The organism is Spongiimicrobium salis (genome assembly GCF_043678055.1).
Taxonomy (GTDB): Bacteria; Bacteroidota; Bacteroidia; order Flavobacteriales; family Flavobacteriaceae; genus Spongiimicrobium; species Spongiimicrobium salis.
In genome coordinates this window covers 1,195,173-1,216,104 of the sequence record NZ_JBHEQA010000002.1, presented here as the reverse complement: position 1 = coordinate 1,216,104, position 20,932 = coordinate 1,195,173, and the positions used below count along the sequence as shown (strand labels likewise).

The following is a 20,932-nucleotide window of genomic DNA, read 5'->3' as shown; positions in this document are numbered from 1 at the left end:
GCAAAAAATGGCAAGACCGGAAAAAACAGGATTGGATTATTACACCATGAAGACGGATATATTCCTAAACAGGAAGGTCAGGCGTTTACTTAAGCATTTTGGGGCACAGGGCTATTTGATATACAATTATTTATTGACTGAAATATATAGGGACAAAGGATATTTCTTATCGTGGGACGATGATACTGCGTTTGACGTGTCCGATACCCTTAATCTGAAAGAATCGCTCATAGGAGAGGTTGTAGGTTATTGCTGTAATGTGGGTCTTTTCAATAAAGAACTGCGTACTAGCGAGAACATATTGACAACCAAGAACATTCAGGAATTTTGGATCAATGTATCAAAACAGGCCAATAGGAAGTGTTCAGAAGTTGAAGTAAGATATTCCCTTATAGATGTGGGTGGTACACCTAACGAGGAAGAAAGTACACTTACTCGGCAAGAAAGTACACCTAACGGGCAAGAAACTTCACTTAAAGGGGAAGAAAGTACACAAAGTAAAGAAAAGGAAAGTAAAGAAAAGAAAAGAAAACTAATAAAGGGGGTGGATTTGATTTTTGAATCTGAACAATTTGAAAAGTATTGGACGCAATACAAAGATCACAGAAAAAAAAATCACAAGTTCCGATTTGTTAATTCTGATTCCGAAAACCGCGCTTTAAAAACACTTTACAATCTGGTCAAAGGCGATGAAAAACTTGCGATTGAATGCTTATTACAGTGCATAGATAAAGGCTGGAAAGGCTTTTACTTGCCTGAAAAACAGAAAAAACAAACGAATTCAAGAACGATGAAAAAATTAGAAAAGTATGGCTAAAAGTGCAACGGAAGCTATCCAAAATTTTAAGAATAGGATAGACCCATCAAACAAGCAACTTGTCTTTGAAAACCCTCACAAGGGCAAAGAGCCAGTAAAAGAGTATGTTTTGACAAATAAAGATTTTGATTTTCTTTTTGATGGATTTTCGAAACTGGTACTACAAGAAAAAGGTAAGGGAGAAGAATTTATTTCCAATACCATCATTGAAACAGTGAAGCAATATTTTCTCGGAAACCTGGACTTTGATCAGCATGGGCTGGTATTGAGCAATGCAAATATTTTCAAAGGGATAATGCTTTATGGCGATTATGGAGTTGGAAAATCAGTTTTGTTTGAAATATTTCATCGGATGGGAAGGGAACTTTCCATAAAAAGAAATTGCAATCAATTATGGTTTCGATCGGTAACGGCCCCGTGGTTGGTAGAAAGTTACATGAGGGCTGCTGATGCCAAGAAAAAAGGAAACGCATCCAATTCATTTGATATAAAAAACTACTACAAAGGAGCTTTATACATAGATGATCTAGGATTTGAAAAAAAGGCTTTCAATTCAACCGAACTATTGGGGGAATTACTTTTTGAAAGGCATAGACGCGGTGCTATAACGCATGTATCCACTAACAAGAGCTCGAGCGAATTGACGGAAAGATATGGGGATAGAATAGGAGATAGGATACCGGAAATGTTCAACATAATCAAGTGGAACGGTGAAAGTCTTAGAGAATCATGAAAAGAATGAATACAGACAGATTCACAACCGAAGAACTGGAATTTATAAAAGCAAAGTGTTTTGAACTGACACCTTATCGGATAGGTAAATTATTGGAACGTGATGCTAAGAGTGTTGCTTCCAGATGTAAAATATTCAAGGGCTTAAAGAGAGAGGAATACAATGTAGGTAAATCTACTTCCCATGAAGTATTTATGAGGATAAAATCACTTCAGGACAATATTGTTTACCTGGAATCGAAAAACAAAAGAGGTAAGCTTGACAAGTTGATAACTATCAATAAAAACATGCTTTCAAGGCTTCAAAAAATTTGATCAAAACATTAAAAATCAGTAAATTATATTATGTTAAGAATAGGTAGCGATTGTAGTGGGATAGGCGCTTTCAATGAAGCATTGAAACGAAAAAATATTCATTATGAAAACGTATTTTCATGTGATTACGATTACTATGCAAGGCTTACATATCTTATAAATAACGGCACTCCTAAAGATATTAAACTAGCCAAGACCAAAGAACACAAAAGATATGCGGATAAGGTCAAAGAAATTGCATTAAGGGATAAAAATCCTAGTCAAAAAGAGAGTGAATTTTTGCAAGAAGCCAACGAATTCGCAAAGAAATTCAGTTTCTATTATCCCTTTAATATGTACCAAAGGGAAGTACCGGAAAAACCTTTGGATATCTATGTTTCTACGGTTCCATGTCAATCATTCAGCCTATCCGGAAAAAGGGAAGGAGAAAATGATAAAAGGGGAATACTGTTTTACAATAGTCTGGAATTTATCCGGGAGAACAATCCAAGGTATTTCATTTTCGAAAATGTAAAAGGTCTATTAAGTCATGATAAGGACCCGAACGACCCTAAAAACCCTATAGGTAGGACTTTCAATAAATGGGTGCACTACTTGGGAGGAAAAAGCGTAGATGGTGTATTTCCTATATTTCCAAACGATTGGGCAGTACCGTATCACATATACATCAAAGTAATAAATGCAACCGAATTCAATGTACCCCAAAATAGGGAAAGGGTGTTCATAGTCGGAATCCGCGATGATATGGATAATAATTTCACTTGGCCCAAGCCATTACCACTCACCAAAAGGTTAAGGGATGTACTTGAAGATGAAGTGGACGAAAAGTATTTTTTGAGCGATGAACAGGTAGCCAATATGATGAACTCTAAAAACCCAAACATTGAAGGGTTTATCAATCAGGAAACACAGGCATCAAAAGTATATGGTATAGATAGGGTTTCGCCCACCATATCAGCAGGAACCCACGGTTATGCAAATGGATTTATCAAAGTCAAATCGGCAACTAAATGCGGTTATGAAGTTGCACAACCAGGAGACAGCGTCAACTTAAGCGTACCAAATTCAGTAACAAGAAGGGGAAGGGTAGGAAATCAAGTAGCGCAGACATTGGACACAGCATGTAATCAGGCTGTAATTGTATTAGGAGGAAGAATGGTCGGTAGAAATCCAGAAAATCCAAAAAGCAGAAATTCAGGGGAAGATTTAAAGCAAATGATTGAGATTAATGAAAACCCATTGATTTCAAACACCTTGAGTACAGTACAAAAAGATAATTTGCTTATGTACAAAGTAATACAATTAAATCCTTCCCAAGAGAGCGGAGGTGTACAACCATATCAACAAAACAGGATTTATGACCCAAACGGATTAAGTCCAGCGATTGTTTCAGGTCTGGGAGGTGAAAGAATGCATAATATCCAACTTGGTTACAGAATAAGAAGACTCACCCCAAGAGAGTGTGCAAGGCTCATGGACTTTCCAGATGATTTCAAGATAGAGGTAAGCGATACCCAAACCTACAAGCAAGCTGGAAACTCTGTAGTAGTGGCTAAATATGAAAAACTATTGGAAAAAATATTGAAGTAAAATGACCTTAGAAGACAAGAATTATTTTGAGAAAATGAATGAAAGATGTAATCGAAGATCTACAAAGCTACAAGAGGAATCACATTTACATCATATACAACTTAATAAAAATGGAGATTTTTCCAGAGAAGCAACCGCACATATATGGAACTATAAGAAGTTTGCTGAGCTGCAAATATTTATCGAAGAACTGATCGAAACGGTAAACATCCAAAAGAATCAAATAAAGAATTTACAGAATAAATTAAAAACGAATGGGAAGAAAGAAGGAAACAAAAAGAGTGCTTAGATACGTAACTGCATTGATACAGGCTTTGATCGGTTGGATTTTGATTCTAGTATTTAATGAAAGGATTGAGATTGATACAATTACTAAAGATTCCATACTTGCCTTAATCATTTCAATTGTTGGTTTTATATGGATTTATAAAGGAGTGAACAAAATTATGAAGCAAATTAAATAACATGAAAAACTGGAAACTAACCAAGGAACAAGAATACAAAGGCTTCAAAGAAATCATTCCAGAAGTATACCCGGATAACATAGAAGACTGTTTAAATATACTTAAAAATATAAAGTATAAAAGTTTTGGATTTGGAATGATGTATTTATATTACAGATATGATAACGGGTGTTGGTCGGTGATATTTAGAAATGCACGAAATTTTGAAAACGAAATTTCAGAAGAAAAAGAAGCATTGAAATCGCTTCATAAGGCCTTTGATTTTCTTAAAAATCTACACAAAAACCTATAAAATGAAACTAATACCACTATCACAGTACATAAACAACCTGCTAATTTCTGATGTATCATTACTGAGCGAATCATCATTAATTATACATGAAAGGAAAATATTAAGATCTATTGTTAGATACAATGATTTCCTCCAACAAGAATTAACCTTGGGAATGTTCATCCCTTGTGATGAAGAAGGGAAACCGATGGAAGAACCGAGAGAGGACAATTTTAATACAGGGGATTTAGAAACAGACTATAACAGCTACGCAAACTATTTCAATGAATACCAGGAAGCAAAATCAAAAGTGTTGTTTAAGGGCGTGGAGATACAAAAAGATAAAAAAGGGATAGATTTCTATAACGGTATAAGAGTTCACAATAACGTTAAAAATATTAGTGATATGTGGTCTATTGTGTTTGTAAATGGATTACCAAGAAATTTAAAAATAAAAACCATAGAAGACCTAGTAAACAGAGTATTACGTTTAGAACTAACCGAATACGCAATAGAAAAACTAAAGTGAAATGATAACAGGGATATTGATAATATGCATTTTAATTCTCTTGGCAATTCTTGTTCTATTCTTAATGAATGAAACCCAAATTGATAACCAAGTAAAAATAACCCAGAATCAGCAAAAAATAATGAAAAACCATTTAGAAATATTTAAATCTTCAGATGTTTTTTAATAATAATTCATTCCCCACAAAAAAAAGCCCCGGAACCACCCAGAGCTTTAAAACCAAACAAACATATTTCGAATACAATTCAAAGCCAAATATAACAAATTAAAACTTAAATTATCAAAATAACCTACATATTTTAAGTATATTTACACTATGGGCAAACAAATTCTAATAGAAAAGCTTCCAGAAGAGATTAAAAAGTTAGCAATGGAAGAACATATTAGACAGAAGAAAGAAAAGAGGATATCGCCTTCAATAAAACCAAAGTACCTTGATACCGCTTTTTTCTTCGATAAATCTCTATTTGGGAAAAAGTATTGGGAAGGAATACAAAAAAGGTTCTGCCCAAAATGGAAGATGAACCCGGAAGCCCAAGCAACTAGTTCGGAAAGGACGGGAACTATTACAATACTATAAATGGACGTCATACAAAATGCAATAGAATCCATTAAAAAGGGAAGACCTAACGATAACGCTTCCATAATAATTTACGGTTACGATATCAATGAGTTAATCGACAACCCAGAGGATATTAAAAAACTCCATATAGTAAAATTGGATTAGAACAAAAACAGTAATAAAATTGGATTGGAACGAAGAAAATAAGGCAGAAGCATTTCAAAGAATATGTGAGCACATATCAGAAGGAAACTCTTTACGTTCCGCTTTAGGACTTCATGATACACCTTCAAGAAGGACTTTCTATTCATGGTTAGAAAATGATGAAAAAAAGGTAGAACAATACGCGCGTGCGTGTGAAGAAAGGGCAGAGTTTCATTTTGAAGAAATTTTCGAAATAGCGGACGATTCTTCTGCAGATAAAAAAATACTGAAAGATGGTACGGAAGTAACAGACCATGAAGCGATACAGAGATCAAGACTTAGGGTCGACACAAGAAAATGGGCGCTTTCCAAGATGCAGCCTAAAAAGTACGGTGATAAGATAGACGTTACCACAGACGGGGAAAAAATAAACAACGACTTCACGTACAACGTTGTCAGCAATTCCAAAGATGGGTAGGCAATTGGATGTAACGGTAGTATGGCAAAAGAACTTCCAAGCCATTAACCGGAGAATGCTCTTTGTATCCTTAGAAGGAGAGTCGGACGAGCACTACAATTGCAAGGTTTATGCATATTCCGATATAGACGAAAACTTTGATTATGTCGATGATTATGAATTTGAAAAAAAGGTTTTTGATTATGAACCCAAGAAAATCCACCATTCCGAAGAAATAACGGGCTATATCTGCTTTCATGACCAAGAACATGAAGAACTAAAGAAAACCTATGTAAACGAAGCTAAACGAGTTCTATCCGATCATATCCAGAACCGCTATAAGTATATAAACAATACCGGAAGTTCCAGGAGTTCAAAAACCTACAGCATTATCGATATCATAGATTGGTATTGCAAAGTGAACAGTAACAAAAGGGCTACCGCTTGGAGGGACACCAAAAAGAGCTGTAAAGATACAGTGCTAAAGGACTTCCTTAAACGTCTTAAGACTACGGGAAGATTTATAAGGAAGCAATTCAATAAATCGGAATCCTACTATGTCTATGGTGATTATGATGCGGGAGACGAAACGACATTCGAGATACATGGGGGAGACGATGACGAAACGGTACATGGGCTTACCCAAGATCTTGCATGGCTCAATGAACCCTACAACATAAGTCAAGAAACATTTGATCAGATAGACCAGCGTACAAGCGATTTCCTGATTTTTGACCTAAACCCAAAGACAAAGCATTGGAGCGATACCATTAGCAAGAATTGGCGATGTAAGAATATCTATTCTACATTTAGGGATAACCCCTTCTGTCCAAGAGAGCAGAAAAGGAAGATACTTAGCTATCAACCCGTTTCCTATGCACAGGTAGTAGTAGATGGAAAGATAAGCCTACAAGACCTGTACGGTTACGATCTGAAAGAAAACAAGTTTCTTTTCTCGAAATCCGAAATAAACGAGATCCATCGATGCAAGGAAAATGAAAGAAGTATCAACGGGTCCAAACCAACGGCCAACGCTTATATGTGGGAGGTGTACGGCCTTGGTATCAAATCCGAGAAGCCAAATAAGATATATTCGAAATGGAAGAAGATTTCTGTTTCAGAATACTTGGCGCTTCCGTATGACGAGTTCTATGGCCTAGATTTCGGACAGGCAAACCCTACGGCCATAGCGGGTATAAAATACAATGACGGCACTTTCTATTTCCACGAGCTTCTTTATAAGCCCGAAAGAGAAATGGAAAATGGGCTTATCCATGAACTTGAAAGGATAGGAGTAGATAAGTCGGCACAAATGATCTGCGATAGTGCCAACCCCGAAAAGATATTGGAACTTCGAAAGGCCGGATACAATGCAATGCCAGCCTTTAAAAATGCCGGAAGCGTATTCAGTGGAATTTCATTGATACAACGGGCGAATGTATGTTACACAGGTACTTCTTCTAGTTTAGAAGGTGAATATGATGAATATAGCTGGGATAGTGATAGATTAGGAATATTGGACAAACCTATTAAGAAGAACGATCACTTGCTAGATGCTATCAGGTATTGCGTCAGTTATCTTGCTATTAAATTGGCGATAACTATATAGTTACTGATATAATTAATTATATATGTAAAAGTATTAGGATATTACATATATATGTTTTATATTTGTAGTGTAAAACAAATAAATAGAAAGTATGACGACTTTAGAAATAATTATCGAAACAGTAAAGGAAACAGCAATAGAAATGATTAAAACAGGAGCTTCTGCAAATGAAGTAGCGACTCAAATAGCTAATAAATTCGGTAATGCTAATGCTAGATTAATAATGACAGATATAGCAATTGATTTGGGAATGATAGACGAATCAGAACAATACTTATCACAATTTTAGGGATAAGTATATAATTGAAAGGTATGGTAAGATACGAAGAAACATATTGCAAATTATTAACTGGCGAATATACAGGAAGCAAAAGCGTTATTAAAATGGCTTTAGATTATGTTATAAATCAAATAAAAATACATAGGGATATACTTAAAGAATGTTATTTTGAATGTATAGCAGATGATTATTTTAAATACATTAACGCAATTTTAATTTATAGAAATGGCATACATTTATCACAACAAAGAAACTGAGGAATACAAATTATTTTCTAGTATAAAAGCCTTGTCCGATAATACAGGATTGAACTATGACACCCTTTCATACCAGTTTAGCCGTAAGGGTCGCTTACAGTATTCCAAAAAAGACGTTTTTGTTATAACGAGAACAGAAGCCATAAGTAGTAAGCGGAAGAAATGAAGGAAAACAAGCAAACCGCTAATTTTAAACAAACAAAGAATAATGGTACTATATAATTTTTTTACCGAGATAGTATCCAAAGAGGATACCGAGAAATACGAAAATCTATTGGCTGCAGAAGAAGACATAACCAGGATTTTTAAAGGGCAGGGCCATTGCAGAGTAGTGAAATCGGAAAATAACGGTTATTCATTAATGGGCCAAATCTATGGATCGGACACGACTAAGGGCGACACGGACCTGTTGGCAATTTTACAGGGAATCAAATACACATGGTTCGATGCCCACCAACCACAAATAAACAATATCCAATCATAAAGTCCGAAACTAAAAAACCGCCAACGGTTACCCGGTGACGGTCTTAACATCGATTAATCATAACGTTAACTTTAATATTTGTGTGAGTTCACGCGGTGCAAACATACAAAATAATTACTATTTTTAATTAGACCAAATAAAAATAATTGTATATTTGAATGTAATTACTTGATTTACTTATGAATTGTAAGAATTGTAACAGGCATTTGGGATATATCGAAAGTGGAGATGTCCTTTGCAAATGCGGTCATTACAACATCATAAGGACAGGAAAAAAAACAAAACTCGTGGTAAAGTCACTGTACAGCCCTAAAACTTCAATGGCGACCGTCCAAGGATCGCAATAGGCTGGTTTGGCAATACATTATTGGGAAAGGCGATAAGGGTAATCCGCAACAAGGACGGACAATACTCCTATTGGCTCGATGGTAATGAAAGTCTTTTGGAAGGGGATTATTTAAAGCTATCACTTTCCAATATGGCCCTTCTTACGGCATTCGATATGACCAGTTCGATGGTCAGTAGGGGAAGACCAATCGTTACCGATCTAAAAGGCAAGGAGTTGCCCGATGATCCATTCGTAAAAAAGATTTCAAATCCCAACTATTTTCAATCACAACAGGATTTCATATACCAACACCAATGGTTCAAGATGCTCGGCACCAATGCGGTAAGAGTGATCAAAATTAGGAATAAAGGTGAAGCTTCCGATATTGATAATGTAAAGTCGTTCAACAATCTCATTCCTTCATGTATCAATTGGAAGGATGTCAACAAGTTGGATAAAATGATCATTTCCAATAGTGATTTCAAGAAGCTTTTACTGCAAGAGATCGAATACAAGGTTGGAAGCAAAGAATATCCTATACCGTTATCGGATCTGGTCTTTTTCTATGATATCACCAATGGAATGCAGAACAATTCTGTATTCAAATCACCTAGCCGAATCAAAGGAATAGAGCAAGAACTTAGGAATATCCAATTGGCCCAAAGATCCAAAAACATCAATCTCCAATGGGCTCATAAGCATATCGCGAGCAATGAGGGTATGGAGATGAACGTATCAAAGAACCTTGGCGACCAGGAACGAGAGGAAGTGGAAAATAAGATTATGCGCAAGGACATGATAGCCACCAACGCAAAGATCAATATCCAATCCTTAGCCCCAGATTTTAGAAAACTCCAATATGATCAGGGTATATCCGCAGACTGTACAAGGGTGTCAATGACCTTCGGTATAAACAGGGACGCACTTAACTGGTATCTCGAAGGTGCAAGTACCTATGAAAATCGCGAGAACGGCATTTTGGATTGGCTGCAAAACACCATTCAACAACAGGCAGACGATTGGGGCAATACCTGGACCAATCATTTTGGATATATGGAACAGGGAAAGAAGATAGGTCTGGACTTTTCACATTTGCCCATCATGCGCTTAGTGGAAAAAATGGCCCGTCAATCACGAAAAGAGCAAGCGGACATTGTAAAGATATTGACGGATGCTGGGGCCACATTGGAGAGTGCCGCAGAATTCGCAGAAATAGAAAATCTAGTATCAAATGGGGAAAGTGGACAAGGAAGCCTTAAAAAGGTCGTGTAAAGAAAAAAAGAAAGCCATGGGTGAAATGGTACTAAAAGAAAAGTGTGAAGCATGTGAATCCGATTGCACCCAATCATGTAAAAAAGATCAGTTATGAGCTTAGCGTTACCGGAATTCAATACCAAAAGGGAAAAGTTCGATTTTCTAAGGACAAATAAGGACAAGCTTATTGCCCAAAAGAAAAGTATTATCAAAGAAGCAGATGGTTTTGCGTTTGTCAAAACTCCTACTATTTCCAAATATGGAGCAACTAAAATGGACGGTACGCCTATTGATGCAAACGTCGATAAGCTACTAGTAAAGGCGGTGATCAACACTACCAACATTATGGACAGCCATTACGATGTACACCTTCCCGGATTATGGAAGAAATCCCTAAGTGAGAATAGAATGATCATGCACGTACAGGAGCACAAATCAAATATGTTCGACAAGATCATAAGTGATGGGGAAGACCTAACGGCATATACAAAAAATTATACATGGAAGGATTTGGGTTACAACGTATCCGGGAATACAGAAGCTTTGATGTTCGATTCTTTGGTAAAGAAATCCCGTAACCCTTACATGTTCGATCAATACCGTGATAAATACGTTCGTAATCACAGCGTGGGGATGCGGTACGTAAAATTGGTCTTATGCATCAATGACGAAGAAAATGGGGGTGCAGAGTACGAAGCATGGGAAAAGTACATAAAAGAGGTCATAAATAGGGATTTCGCAGAAGATAAAGGATTCTTCTGGGCCATAAAAGAAGCAAGAGTAATAGAGGGTAGTGCAGTTCCTTTAGGGAGCAACACTATCACTCCTACTTATAGTATGGAAGCCGCGAAAGCACTTTCACAGACAAATGAAGCCGCGAGAGCACTTCGAGAAAAACAAGTTAAATTTTATCTAAGTTAAAAATGGATTTTAAAGAATTTTTAAAGAAAAAGGGTATTTCCGAAGAAGATTTCGCGAAAAAATCACCCGCAGAAATGGGCGAACTGCATGCTGAGTTTAATTCAGAAGCGATCAAGTCCATCAAAAAAATGGTAGAGGATAAAGCAAGTCCTGATGACGTTTCCAAAGCTATTAAAGAGCTAGAGGACACTATGAAGGAATTTGTAAAGACCGATGCCCTGAAAGCACTTGAAGAAAAAATCGAAGATCTCAATTCCGAGATTACATCTTTGAACGAAAAAGAGGTGGCCCCAGCGAATACCAGCTTTAAAAGTATGGTAAGCGAAGCCCTTAAGGAAAATCACGAAAAGTTAAAGCAGTTCCATAAGGATGCAGTAAATGGAACGGGATCTTTCAAAATCGAGATCAAAGCACCTGCAGTAACAACGACAGGAAACATCACCCCCAATGGAGCAGCGGATATTTTTGCATCACAAAGCGTAAGTTCCGTAAGTCAAGTACCGCGTGAAGAAATCTTTTTGGAACAATACTTCGATGTTGGTGATACCGACCTAGCTTCCATTCCTTATGTAGATGAATTACCAGGGGAAGGTGATGCAGCAATTGTGGCGGAAGGATCTCTTAAGCCACTTATCGATGTGGATTACGTAACCAGTTATTCCCAGCCCAACAAGGTTGCGGGAGTTATGAAGGCTACCGATGAATCCCTTTTCGATTACAAGTGGTTGCAATCGGCTATTACCACGACACTTAAGCGTAAACATGACATTGCAAGGCAACAAGATCTATTGGCAGGGGCTAAGGGATTGGACGCAATGGCCACACCTTTCAACGCTGCTATCTTGGGTACAGTAAAGGTAGATAATCCTCAATATTATGATGCCATTGCAGCATTGGTCGCTGGTATGGCAAACGATAGTGAAGGGGTATATGTTCCCAATATCGTCTTTGTCAACACTTTGGACAATCTGAAGAAGAAATTGACAAAAGATGCTGATGGCAATTATGTAATGCCACCTTTTTCGGATGCCAATGGTAATGTTATCGATGGTGTAAGGATCGTCGCCAAGCCAAGCCTTACGGTAGGAGAATTTATTGTTGGGGACTTCAAAAATGTAAAGATCAGAAACCTTTGGGGGTATACCGTGCGTTTTGGATGGGAAAACGATGATTTCACTAGAAACCAGATTACTATGGTAGGGGAATCACGATATCATATTTATGCAACCACCAATGATAAACGTGGTATCATAAAAGGAACTTTTGCAGATGTAATAACCGCATTAACGGCAGTATAAAATGGGAAATACAGCACAGAATAATACGAAAGAGGTCAAATCCGAAAAGAAGAAATTGACCAGCTATTGGGATACCGAAGAGGTCATCTATTTGAAAGATCACGGTGAAATGAAAAAAGGTGACAAGGTCAAAAAACATCCCAATACGGCCCAGATGCTAAGAGATCATAAAATCGTGAAGTAATGTCAATTATCAACAGCTCATATTTTGTATCGGACCTATACCTGCCACAAGTAGGTGAGGGCGCTTCTTCCATTGTCAATAATGAAGGATCGCTAAATGAGTTCATTACAATCTATGAGCCGGAGATACTGACTTATGCGCTCGGTAGTAAACTTTATTCGGAATTCATCCAGCACATCCAACAGAATGGGACCATTTCAGCTTCTGCCGATCAAAAGTGGAATGACCTATTGAACGGTATTGAATATGAAAAAAACGGTATTACCCATTTCTGGAAAGGGATTGTAAGACCGTTCGGGACGTTCAAAAAGTCGTTCATAGCCAATTACGTTTGGTACAAGTATGTATACGATAGCATTACCCAACATACAACGTTGGGGATAGTCAAAGCGGATGCGGAAAATTCAAAAACCGTATCCGCCAATCGTAGACTTACTGATGTATGGCGGGATATGATAGATTGGTATGGTGGCACTATCGAAGGAAATTCTGTAACGTGTTTCTCCCATGGGAATTATCATTTTGAAGATCACTTTAATGGTCATGGGAATACCAAAGAGGTGTCTTTGTACACATTCCTTTCCGATCATTCGGATAATTATCCGGGGTGGTATTTCACTCCTTTGGAAAATAAAAACGAATGGGGGTTATGAGCGTAGATGTATCAAAAGTCTTCTACGATTTATTTGCGACCATTCCGCTATTGGGAGGGAGCGATAGACTTGTTTTTGATATGGGAAGCAAGGAATATTTGGGGGAAATCATCATTTCTAGACAAAAAAACAGGCAAAATGCCTACCCCTTATTGTTCCGTATCATGCCCAACGGTCACAAGATTCGAGAAGATCAGTCAAAGGGAAGGTTTGATTTCGTCCTTGCTCATAACACTAGGTTGGATTGGTTCAACGATCAAAGGTATGATAAGGTATTTCGGAAAGTACTTTTTCCATATATGGAACTCATAAGGCAAGCTTTTGAAGGGGCCAATGGAATATCGCTCATTAGGGATGCAGAAGGTTTTTGGACCGATATAAAAGAGTTTCCTAATTACGGTTTTGAATTCACTGAAGGAAACAGAAAGGAAAAAAAGACCAACCAAGTGGACTATTGGGACGCTATATCATTTTCAGTAGAGCTGGAAATAATGCAGGGATGTTCATACGATAGTATTGTCTATGACATACCAGTAATAACTTAAAAATTTAAACAATGGCAAGTAAAAAGGTCAAGAAAACAAAATACGTATTGAAGGGCTTTCTAGAAGTTGGCTTGGACAAGGATGGAAACCCGGTGAAAATTTATAAGCCAGGGGATTCCATCGAATGCACCAAGGAGTTTGCCGATCAATTAAAAAAGGAAAATAAAATTTAGAAAACATGACTGTAGAAGAATTAATTAATCTGGGCGCTTGCGGTGCGGGCGCGGCTTTAGGGTCTAACCTTTCAGGGGGATGCTTACAGCAAATTCAGGCAGCTTCGTCAATTTGGGCATTGAGTCCAAGTTTTACGTTCGATCCTGCAAGGGAGTTGAACTTGGCGTATGTCCAAGAGATACAGGCAACCGGGAACCTTATTGTTTTAAGGGGCATCAATAGTTTTGAGGAAAACGGTAATGCAGATGCAATCGAAACCTTGGAAGATGATACCCAAGAAGTTACCAATGAGGGTAAATATATGTTTATGGCGACCTATAAAAAGGGGCTATATAATAATCGGGTATTGCACTCATTGAAAGGATTTGGGGGATGGAAAATTGCCATTGTGGACAAAGCAGGGGCAATCTTTATGACCCAGAATGCAAATGGTATCGCACAGGGTTTCAATACCGGGATGATACAACCCGAAAAAATGACTTTTGCCAGTAATACGGTAGCGGCCAAGGAAGCTTTGAAATTCCAATTTTTGGATCGTTTTGAAGTAGATGAAAATTATGTTTTCATTGAACGGGCAAATCTGGATTTTGATCCTAGATTGGTGGATGGTATCACAGAGGTGAGATTGACGATACCCGTTAATCCAGCGAATGCAGATACATCGATCAGGGTAAAGGCAGTGCGGGACCAAGATGGTAAATCCCCCATCCTTGATCTTGAATTTGGCGATTTCTTATTGAAGAAGAACAATGTTACCGACAATCCAACGGCAAAGGCTGCAGTGGCTGGGGATACGACATTATCCGATCTTACGGTAGCGGCATTGTCAACGAACGATGTTTTGGAACTAAGTCTTTATGATTCGGCAAACAATAGGTCCGTGATCAATAAGAACGGAAACCTTTATAAGTCCGTTACGGTCTCTAAAACAGTAGCGTAAACTAAAAAAAATACCCCTGCTCTTGGGTGGGGGTACTTTTACTATGATCACTGCAGCATCCCCATACATAGAAGCATTGGACAAAATGCTAAATGATGTAGAGGGAGAAGCCTATAAGATCATATACAGTCTTGAACAAGAAATTATTTCCCTTAACCAGAACAAACAATTGTTCGAAAAGGGAATCAATAAAAAAGGAGTCCGTTTAGAGCCGTACTCACCCTTCACAATCGCTCTAAAAAAACAAAAAGGAGAAGTCTTCGACCGTACAACTCTTCTCGATACGGGTGACTTCTACGAAAATTTTTACGTCTACGCTAGGGACGGGAAATTCGGGGTTTTCTCTTCGGATGCAAAAACTCCATTGCTTACTAAAAAATACGGCAAGGACATTTTTGGCCTTACCACGGATAACGAAGGAAAAATAAACGATAAGGTTTTACAACAACTTATAGAATGGATATTCAAGAGACTGCCGCCAGTTTAAAATACTACACTACATGCTCAGATCTTCCGATTTGGAACTTCACGAAGTATGTTGAAAAGTTGGACGGTAGATGGTTGTTGAGGGAATGGAACGAAATAGAGAAGGTCAATGTTTCAGATTGCGCTGTATGGCCCGAAATCATAAACGAATATTATGAAATCTTGGACGATAGCGATGCTTACGAAAATTTTAGGTTACAGGGCGAAATAGGGGCCTTGGAATCTAAAATGTATATCTGTTCCATGATCATGGATGCCATTTTGACCAACTCAATGACGGAGGAATCAAGGAAAGAGCATTTTAAGGAATTGGCCGCTTGGGGTTTTGCGTTCAATCAATCAAAGGTAGAAAGCGAATTGGAAAGGTTCAATGTGTGGCTATTATCGATCAAAACAAAAATAGGATTTATAAAAAATGACCTTAAAAAAATCCAAACAGGGAAAAAAGTAAAAACGAGAATAGAAAAGGCGCAAGTAAACTTGGAGAATGCCACAGGGAGGAACAATATAGACCTTAAGACCACATCCGTTGCAAAATGGATAGAATTGATAAAGAGCGCTGAAGAAATGGCTTCCCAAAAAAGAAAAAATAACCGTCATGTCCAATAATATAACCGCTTTACAACAGGCAATAGCCCTGATCGAAAAATTGAAGGGACAAGTTACCGACCTTAGCACAGGACTTGTGGAGATATCCAAGGCCGGAAGGGAAGTTAACGGTAATTTTGCAAATATCCGCTTGCCGAAAGAGTTGGAAAAGAGTCTGGAAGCGAACAAAACATTGATAGCGCAATTCAACCAGAACGCCAAGGAGCGGGAACGATTGGAAAAAGCCCTTGAAAAAGCGATTGCCAAACGTTCAGAAGCCGAATCCAAGGTAAATAAGGAGATTGTCAAGAATAGGCACGAAATTCAATTGATAAACAAGGCATTGAAGGATGAAGCTGTATTGAGCTCTAAATTATCAAGCGCCTATCAAAAATTATCCGTAAAGCATAGACAAGCGGCTGATACACTTAGAAATTATATTGCCCAAGGACGATTGGGCAATGAGACCCAAAGAAAATTCAATAGGCGTATAAATCGCGCTCAGAAGGAGTTTGATCGTTTAGATAAAAAAATTAAAAAAGCTGACAGCGCAATTCGGGATTTTCGAAGGAACGTGGGTAATTATACTACCGCTCTAGGTAAAGCGAATTTAGCTTTTAGAAATTTTGCGGGAATATTTGGAGCATATTCAGCTTTACAGATTTCGAAAGAAATATTCGATCAGATCAAGGCTATTGACGCAATGAACAAAGCCTTAAAACAAATTACCGATAGCACGATTCAATTTAATCAAGCAAATCTATTTTTAGAAAAATTAGCCGATGAAGCCGGGGTAAATATTCTGAAATTATCTAAGGCGTATGTAAAATTCTTCGCAGCAGCCAAGAATACCAATCTTACACTAATCGATACACAAAAGATATTTCGAAATGTGACCAAGGCGGCTTCAATTTTAGGATTGTCAACTGCCGATACCGAAGGCGCTCTTAGGGCATTGGAACAGATGCTTTCAAAAGGAAAGGTACAAGCTGAAGAAATTAGAGGGCAATTGGGGGAAAGATTGCCGGGGGCATTCCAGATTTTAGCGCGTTCTATGGGTTTGACAACCCAGCAATTAGATAAGCAATTGGAATTGGGTAATGTAATAGCAAGCGAGGTTCTACCAAAATTTGCTGCGGAGCTGGAAAGGACTTATTCCTTAGATAAGGTGGATAAGGTCGAAACTATCAATGCCGCTCAAAACAGATTGACTAACTCTTGGTTGGAGTTTGTAGAATCCGTAGAAAATGGTGAAGGAGCAATTTCAAAGGTGTTTACGAACATATTTACCATTTTATCCAATGCGATCAAAGGTTTTGAATTTTTGTTCAAGAGTGCGGAGCAATTAAATAAGGAATTCAATGATAAAGTTGCTGCAGAATCCTATGCCAAAGAATTGGAAATATTACAATCCGTTGCAGAAGAAACAGGAGAAACAATGAAGGACGTAGCTTCACGTAGTTTCTTTGATTACACCAAAAGTTTGGAAAGAGCTAAAGAAGAGGTTGAAACTATAAACTCTTCTATAAGAACGCTGAATAAACTTATAGATGACTCTAAAGATGGTGAAGGAGTAGTAGATATGCAAAAATCCTTAGAAGAGGAAAGGAAATCATTAGAAGAGGCCAACATAGCAGTGTCCAAACGCGAAGGGCGTTTAGAAGCTTTAAACTTTGTGCTTCGCAAAACGACCGACGAGGTGCAAACATTGAATAAAGAAACTAAAAAAACGAAAAAAATACGATTGCCAAAGCTGGATAAAATCGACAATGGCGCTGTTGGTGCAACTGTGGACGAACTCAGAAAACTTGAAAAGGGAGCAAAAAGGATAGAAGAAATTTTAGAAGCGGTCAAAGTAAACATTACCCAATTAAATCCAGATGGTGAGAATATAAAAATTGGAATCGAAGCTGTATCTACGGTCGATAACCAAGAGTTGATCGATGCATTAAAGAGGGATGTAGATGCCCATAAAAAGGCCCAAGAAGAGAAAACAAGGTACACCAAACTAAGTACCGAAAAACAGCACGAATTACTAGGTACGCTTTTTTCTACCTTCTCTGATTATTACGGATTGGACCTATCCGCTTTCAGTGATATCATAGATCAAAAAAGCGCACTTGAAATAGATTATGCCAGTACGGTGAAATCGATAAACAATGCGATTTTAGGAAGTACACTGGCAAGGTATGACAATGAAATAAGGGCTAACCAAGAAAGACTAGATCTAGTTCTAAATGATGAAAACGCCACCGAAGAAGAAAAGGAAAGAGCGAGAAGGATAGCCGAAGAAAAAGAAAATCAGATACGGACAAAACAGGCACAGGCCGAACGCAATGCAACACTAATTCAAATTGCCATTGATACAGCAGCCGCCATTGTAAAGGCAACCGCACAAACGGGAACTTTAGCGCCTTTTGTTATTCCTGGAATAATAGCCATAGGGGCCGCACAAGCCGCTTTTGTAGCCGCACAGCCATTGCCACAGTTTAAGGACGGTGTGGAAAACTTTGAAGGAGGTAAAGCGGTAATAAACGATCAAAAAGGGTCAAGCTTTAGGGAAATAGTTGAAACCCCGGACGGAAAATTAAGCATGTTCAAAAATAGGAACCAAGTGGTCGATCTTCCAAAAGGTACAAATGTTTACAGTGCCAGCGATTCCATAGACCTAATGAAGAATCTGAACGCTTCAATTTTAATGACAACTTTTGAGACGCAGGAAAGCAAGATAGATTCAGCCCTAATGATGATGAGCTTCAATGCTTCTTTGGGTAAGATGGAAAAGGAATTGAACCTTCTGAATAAAAACATGGACAGGTATTCGAAAAGGCCGAATGTGGTTAAAAATCATGTGACCATCCAACCTCCAAAACGTACTAAGATATGATAGGATATAACGATAACGTTAGGTTCGAACTGTTCTCTATTGAAAGGGGAATACAGGTCATACCACCTATCCAAGACTATGAGAGGGGAAATGCGGACGTGTTGGAAAGGGATGATGAAAGAGGGACTTTTATAACGTCGAAACCCGAAAATATAACCGTTGCTAAGGAAGGTAGGGATTATCTTTTGTTTTATAGGGGACTATATGGGGTAAAGGGAAATGTTAGGCTAAGGGAGTTCAGAAAGGATAGGACCAGTGTTAATGAGCGATGGATTCAGGTAAGTAACGTAGGTGTAAACCTTTCTTCTTTGACCTTTACGGAGACTACAGCTTCTTTTGAATCCATAGAAGGGGGCATGATGCAGATAATAGATTCCAGGTTCAATGATGATTACGATATATTATTAAAAGAGGATGAAGATGGTAATGCGATTTCCGATATTCCAACCGTAAACGTTCGTTTGGACGCTAGACAGATATTAAGAAGGAGTTTGTTACGTGTAGAGGATGGTACTGAAGTAGGGGCAATAGTTAGCGGGGCGGATGGTCTAAATGCCCGTGCTATTCCCTATAAAGTGGTTTACAATAGCGATAGGAACGATGTACAGGAAGTATTGGGCGATCAACTGAGCGCTTCAAGTGGAAATTATGCCAGTGTTACCGCAGATAAGGTCAGGAACGTACTGTATTTCAATGCGAATATCGATACAAAGGTAGTTTTAAACGGTAGGGTAGAGACGAGGATAACACAGGCCAATTCGGGAACTTTTGACCTTGATATCATCATTTATGAAAATGGTGTAGATCTTAACTTTAAGAGAAAGATAAATCTTGATAATTGTAACCCCAACGTCATAGGGGATACCTGTATTTTCGAATTCAATGAATACGAACTTGATATTTTAGAAGGGGAATCTTTTGCTATAGGTACACTCAGTAATACAAGTGACGGTATACGTTACGAGATTTTCGGGACTTCCATCAATATAAAGGAAGAAACCCTATTTCCCGTTACCTATACACAAGCAATTAGGCCATTTGATTTATTTACAAGATTGGTCTATCTAATAACGGGGGAAAAAGATGCCTTTAGGTCCAGTTTGTTCGAAACAGGGGGTAAATACGAAGATCTGCTTATTACACATGGGACATTTATACGCAATATGCCAAAGGTTTTAAATGAGGGAGAGGACGACGAAAGAAAATTACAGGCCAGTATTTCCCTAGAAGATGCCATAAACGGTTATAAGATAAAGGAAAGATTGGTATTTCAAGCAATTACCGTAGGAAACAAGGAGTATTTCACAATAGAGCCTTGGACATCTACTTTTAGGGAGTTCCGTAATGTAAGGCTTGGTACGACAACGAACAGTGTATTTCAATACCTATCCACTACTGATGAAGAAAGGGATGTACTTGGCGACAATTACTTTTCCACAATTACCATAGGGTCAAATTCAAGTGGAAGCAATTATGAGGAAGTAAACAACCTTTATTCTACTGCAGGGAAAGCGACATGGAACACCATGAACACCGCAAGCGAATCAAAGTACGAAGTTACCACCGATATACGAACGGGCGCGGAGGATGTGGAGATAATTAGGCAAAACCAATATACCGATAATCCGGATATCGATACCGATATGGACAACGATTTTTTCTTCCTGGATTGCTTCAATGCAGGGTTTGAATATCGTCTAAAAAAATGGGATGCTTATTTCGAAACGCAGCCCCAAAATGTATACAGCTATGAAACCAATTATAATTGGTGCTTCATACCGTCAATGCTTTTACAGGGGCACAGTTCATACATAAATTCAGGGCTTACAACACATCCAAATGAAAATTTGAGGTTCATATCCTCCAATTGTAACAGTTCCCTTGTTACAAGGCTTATAGGAGGTCAAGATATCGCTGAAGATGGAAATGTACCGCATTCAAGACTTGACAAAGCTAGGTTCATACCGTTATTGTACAGGTTCAAATTACCGATAACGGATATTATAGAGCAAGCTCTTTTGGCACGGCATACGGACGGTACTACGAATATGTACGGTAAAGTCACCTTTAGAAGCTCATGGGACGGACAACTATACAACGGAATAATCATAAAAGTAGATAAGAACAACGAAGGTAATTGGGAATTAATAGAATCTGTATAAA

General features: G+C 38.1%; 26 protein-coding genes. All 26 read left to right on the top strand.

Going from position 1 to position 20,932, the window contains the following annotated elements; translation table 11 throughout:
- Positions 1 to 7: 7 nt before the first annotated feature.
- The 26 genes from ACEXOE_RS14600 (at position 8) to ACEXOE_RS14475 (ending at position 20,931) form a co-directional block, all read left to right on the top strand.
- A complete protein-coding gene (locus ACEXOE_RS14600; protein ID WP_394749557.1) occupies positions 8 to 817 on the top strand; it encodes a DUF4373 domain-containing protein in 810 nt (269 codons plus the stop codon).
- Entirely contained in the window at positions 810 to 1,550 is a 741-nt protein-coding gene (locus ACEXOE_RS14595; protein WP_394749556.1) for a P-loop NTPase family protein, read from the top strand. The genes ACEXOE_RS14600 and ACEXOE_RS14595 overlap by 8 nt, the downstream gene beginning before the upstream one ends.
- Complete coding sequence (locus tag ACEXOE_RS14590) at positions 1,547 to 1,864, top strand: hypothetical protein (protein WP_394749555.1); 318 nt, start codon at positions 1,547 to 1,549, stop codon at positions 1,862 to 1,864. The genes ACEXOE_RS14595 and ACEXOE_RS14590 overlap by 4 nt, the downstream gene beginning before the upstream one ends.
- A 30-nt stretch (positions 1,865 to 1,894) precedes the next feature.
- Positions 1,895 to 3,454: a DNA (cytosine-5-)-methyltransferase gene (gene dcm / locus ACEXOE_RS14585; protein ID WP_394749554.1), complete on the top strand. Its 1,560-nt coding sequence runs from the start codon at positions 1,895 to 1,897 to the stop codon at positions 3,452 to 3,454.
- Position 3,455: 1 nt separating this feature from the next.
- A complete protein-coding gene (locus ACEXOE_RS14580; RefSeq protein WP_394749553.1) occupies positions 3,456 to 3,743 on the top strand; it encodes a hypothetical protein in 288 nt (95 codons plus the stop codon).
- Between the two features lie 176 nt (positions 3,744 to 3,919).
- Complete coding sequence (locus tag ACEXOE_RS14575) at positions 3,920 to 4,210, top strand: hypothetical protein (RefSeq protein ID WP_394749552.1); 291 nt, start codon at positions 3,920 to 3,922, stop codon at positions 4,208 to 4,210.
- Between the two features lies 1 nt (position 4,211).
- Complete coding sequence (locus ACEXOE_RS14570) at positions 4,212 to 4,718, top strand: hypothetical protein (RefSeq protein ID WP_394749551.1); 507 nt, start codon at positions 4,212 to 4,214, stop codon at positions 4,716 to 4,718.
- Positions 4,719 to 5,034: 316 nt separating this feature from the next.
- Positions 5,035 to 5,298, top strand: coding sequence for a hypothetical protein (locus ACEXOE_RS14565; RefSeq protein WP_394749550.1), 264 nt, complete (start codon positions 5,035 to 5,037; stop codon positions 5,296 to 5,298).
- Complete coding sequence (locus ACEXOE_RS14560) at positions 5,299 to 5,445, top strand: hypothetical protein (protein WP_394749549.1); 147 nt, start codon at positions 5,299 to 5,301, stop codon at positions 5,443 to 5,445. It abuts the gene before it with no gap.
- Positions 5,446 to 5,464: 19 nt separating this feature from the next.
- Positions 5,465 to 5,902 (top strand): terminase small subunit-like protein, encoded by a 438-nt coding sequence (locus ACEXOE_RS14555; protein ID WP_394749548.1) that lies wholly within the window; start codon positions 5,465 to 5,467, stop codon positions 5,900 to 5,902.
- Positions 5,895 to 7,490: a phage terminase large subunit gene (locus ACEXOE_RS14550; protein WP_394749547.1), complete on the top strand. Its 1,596-nt coding sequence runs from the start codon at positions 5,895 to 5,897 to the stop codon at positions 7,488 to 7,490. Before ACEXOE_RS14555 ends, ACEXOE_RS14550 begins: the two co-directional genes overlap by 8 nt.
- Positions 7,491 to 7,581: 91 nt before the next feature.
- Positions 7,582 to 7,779 carry a hypothetical protein gene (locus ACEXOE_RS14545; RefSeq protein WP_394749546.1) on the top strand — a complete coding sequence of 66 codons (198 nt, stop codon included), beginning with the start codon at positions 7,582 to 7,584 and terminating at the stop codon, positions 7,777 to 7,779.
- A gap of 216 nt (positions 7,780 to 7,995) precedes the next feature.
- Complete coding sequence (locus tag ACEXOE_RS14540) at positions 7,996 to 8,193, top strand: hypothetical protein (RefSeq protein ID WP_394749545.1); 198 nt, start codon at positions 7,996 to 7,998, stop codon at positions 8,191 to 8,193.
- 42 nt (positions 8,194 to 8,235) lie between these two features.
- On the top strand, positions 8,236 to 8,511 hold the full coding sequence (locus ACEXOE_RS14535) for a hypothetical protein (RefSeq protein WP_394749544.1): 276 nt from the start codon (positions 8,236 to 8,238) through the stop codon (positions 8,509 to 8,511).
- Positions 8,512 to 8,878: 367 nt separating this feature from the next.
- Entirely contained in the window at positions 8,879 to 10,111 is a 1,233-nt protein-coding gene (locus ACEXOE_RS14530; RefSeq protein WP_394749543.1) for a hypothetical protein, read from the top strand.
- A gap of 93 nt (positions 10,112 to 10,204) precedes the next feature.
- Positions 10,205 to 11,014: a hypothetical protein gene (locus tag ACEXOE_RS14525; RefSeq protein WP_394749542.1), complete on the top strand. Its 810-nt coding sequence runs from the start codon at positions 10,205 to 10,207 to the stop codon at positions 11,012 to 11,014.
- Between the two features lie 2 nt (positions 11,015 to 11,016).
- Positions 11,017 to 12,312 (top strand): phage major capsid protein, encoded by a 1,296-nt coding sequence (locus ACEXOE_RS14520; protein ID WP_394749541.1) that lies wholly within the window; start codon positions 11,017 to 11,019, stop codon positions 12,310 to 12,312.
- A gap of 1 nt (position 12,313) precedes the next feature.
- Complete coding sequence (locus tag ACEXOE_RS14515; protein ID WP_394749540.1) at positions 12,314 to 12,496, top strand: hypothetical protein; 183 nt, start codon at positions 12,314 to 12,316, stop codon at positions 12,494 to 12,496.
- Complete coding sequence (locus tag ACEXOE_RS14510; RefSeq protein ID WP_394749539.1) at positions 12,496 to 13,149, top strand: DUF6712 family protein; 654 nt, start codon at positions 12,496 to 12,498, stop codon at positions 13,147 to 13,149. The genes ACEXOE_RS14515 and ACEXOE_RS14510 overlap by 1 nt, the downstream gene beginning before the upstream one ends.
- Positions 13,146 to 13,694, top strand: a complete 549-nt coding sequence (locus tag ACEXOE_RS14505) for a hypothetical protein (RefSeq protein ID WP_394749538.1) — start codon at positions 13,146 to 13,148, stop codon at positions 13,692 to 13,694. Before ACEXOE_RS14510 ends, ACEXOE_RS14505 begins: the two co-directional genes overlap by 4 nt.
- Positions 13,695 to 13,705: 11 nt before the next feature.
- Positions 13,706 to 13,867 (top strand): hypothetical protein, encoded by a 162-nt coding sequence (locus ACEXOE_RS14500; protein ID WP_394749537.1) that lies wholly within the window; start codon positions 13,706 to 13,708, stop codon positions 13,865 to 13,867.
- Between the two features lie 5 nt (positions 13,868 to 13,872).
- Complete coding sequence (locus ACEXOE_RS14495; RefSeq protein WP_394749536.1) at positions 13,873 to 14,808, top strand: hypothetical protein; 936 nt, start codon at positions 13,873 to 13,875, stop codon at positions 14,806 to 14,808.
- A gap of 43 nt (positions 14,809 to 14,851) precedes the next feature.
- Positions 14,852 to 15,295: a hypothetical protein gene (locus ACEXOE_RS14490; protein ID WP_394749535.1), complete on the top strand. Its 444-nt coding sequence runs from the start codon at positions 14,852 to 14,854 to the stop codon at positions 15,293 to 15,295.
- Complete coding sequence (locus ACEXOE_RS14485) at positions 15,265 to 15,903, top strand: hypothetical protein (RefSeq protein WP_394749534.1); 639 nt, start codon at positions 15,265 to 15,267, stop codon at positions 15,901 to 15,903. Before ACEXOE_RS14490 ends, ACEXOE_RS14485 begins: the two co-directional genes overlap by 31 nt.
- Complete coding sequence (locus ACEXOE_RS14480) at positions 15,893 to 18,769, top strand: tape measure protein (protein ID WP_394749533.1); 2,877 nt, start codon at positions 15,893 to 15,895, stop codon at positions 18,767 to 18,769. The genes ACEXOE_RS14485 and ACEXOE_RS14480 overlap by 11 nt, the downstream gene beginning before the upstream one ends.
- Positions 18,766 to 20,931 (top strand): hypothetical protein, encoded by a 2,166-nt coding sequence (locus tag ACEXOE_RS14475; protein ID WP_394749532.1) that lies wholly within the window; start codon positions 18,766 to 18,768, stop codon positions 20,929 to 20,931. Before ACEXOE_RS14480 ends, ACEXOE_RS14475 begins: the two co-directional genes overlap by 4 nt.
- Position 20,932: the final 1 nt, after the last annotated feature.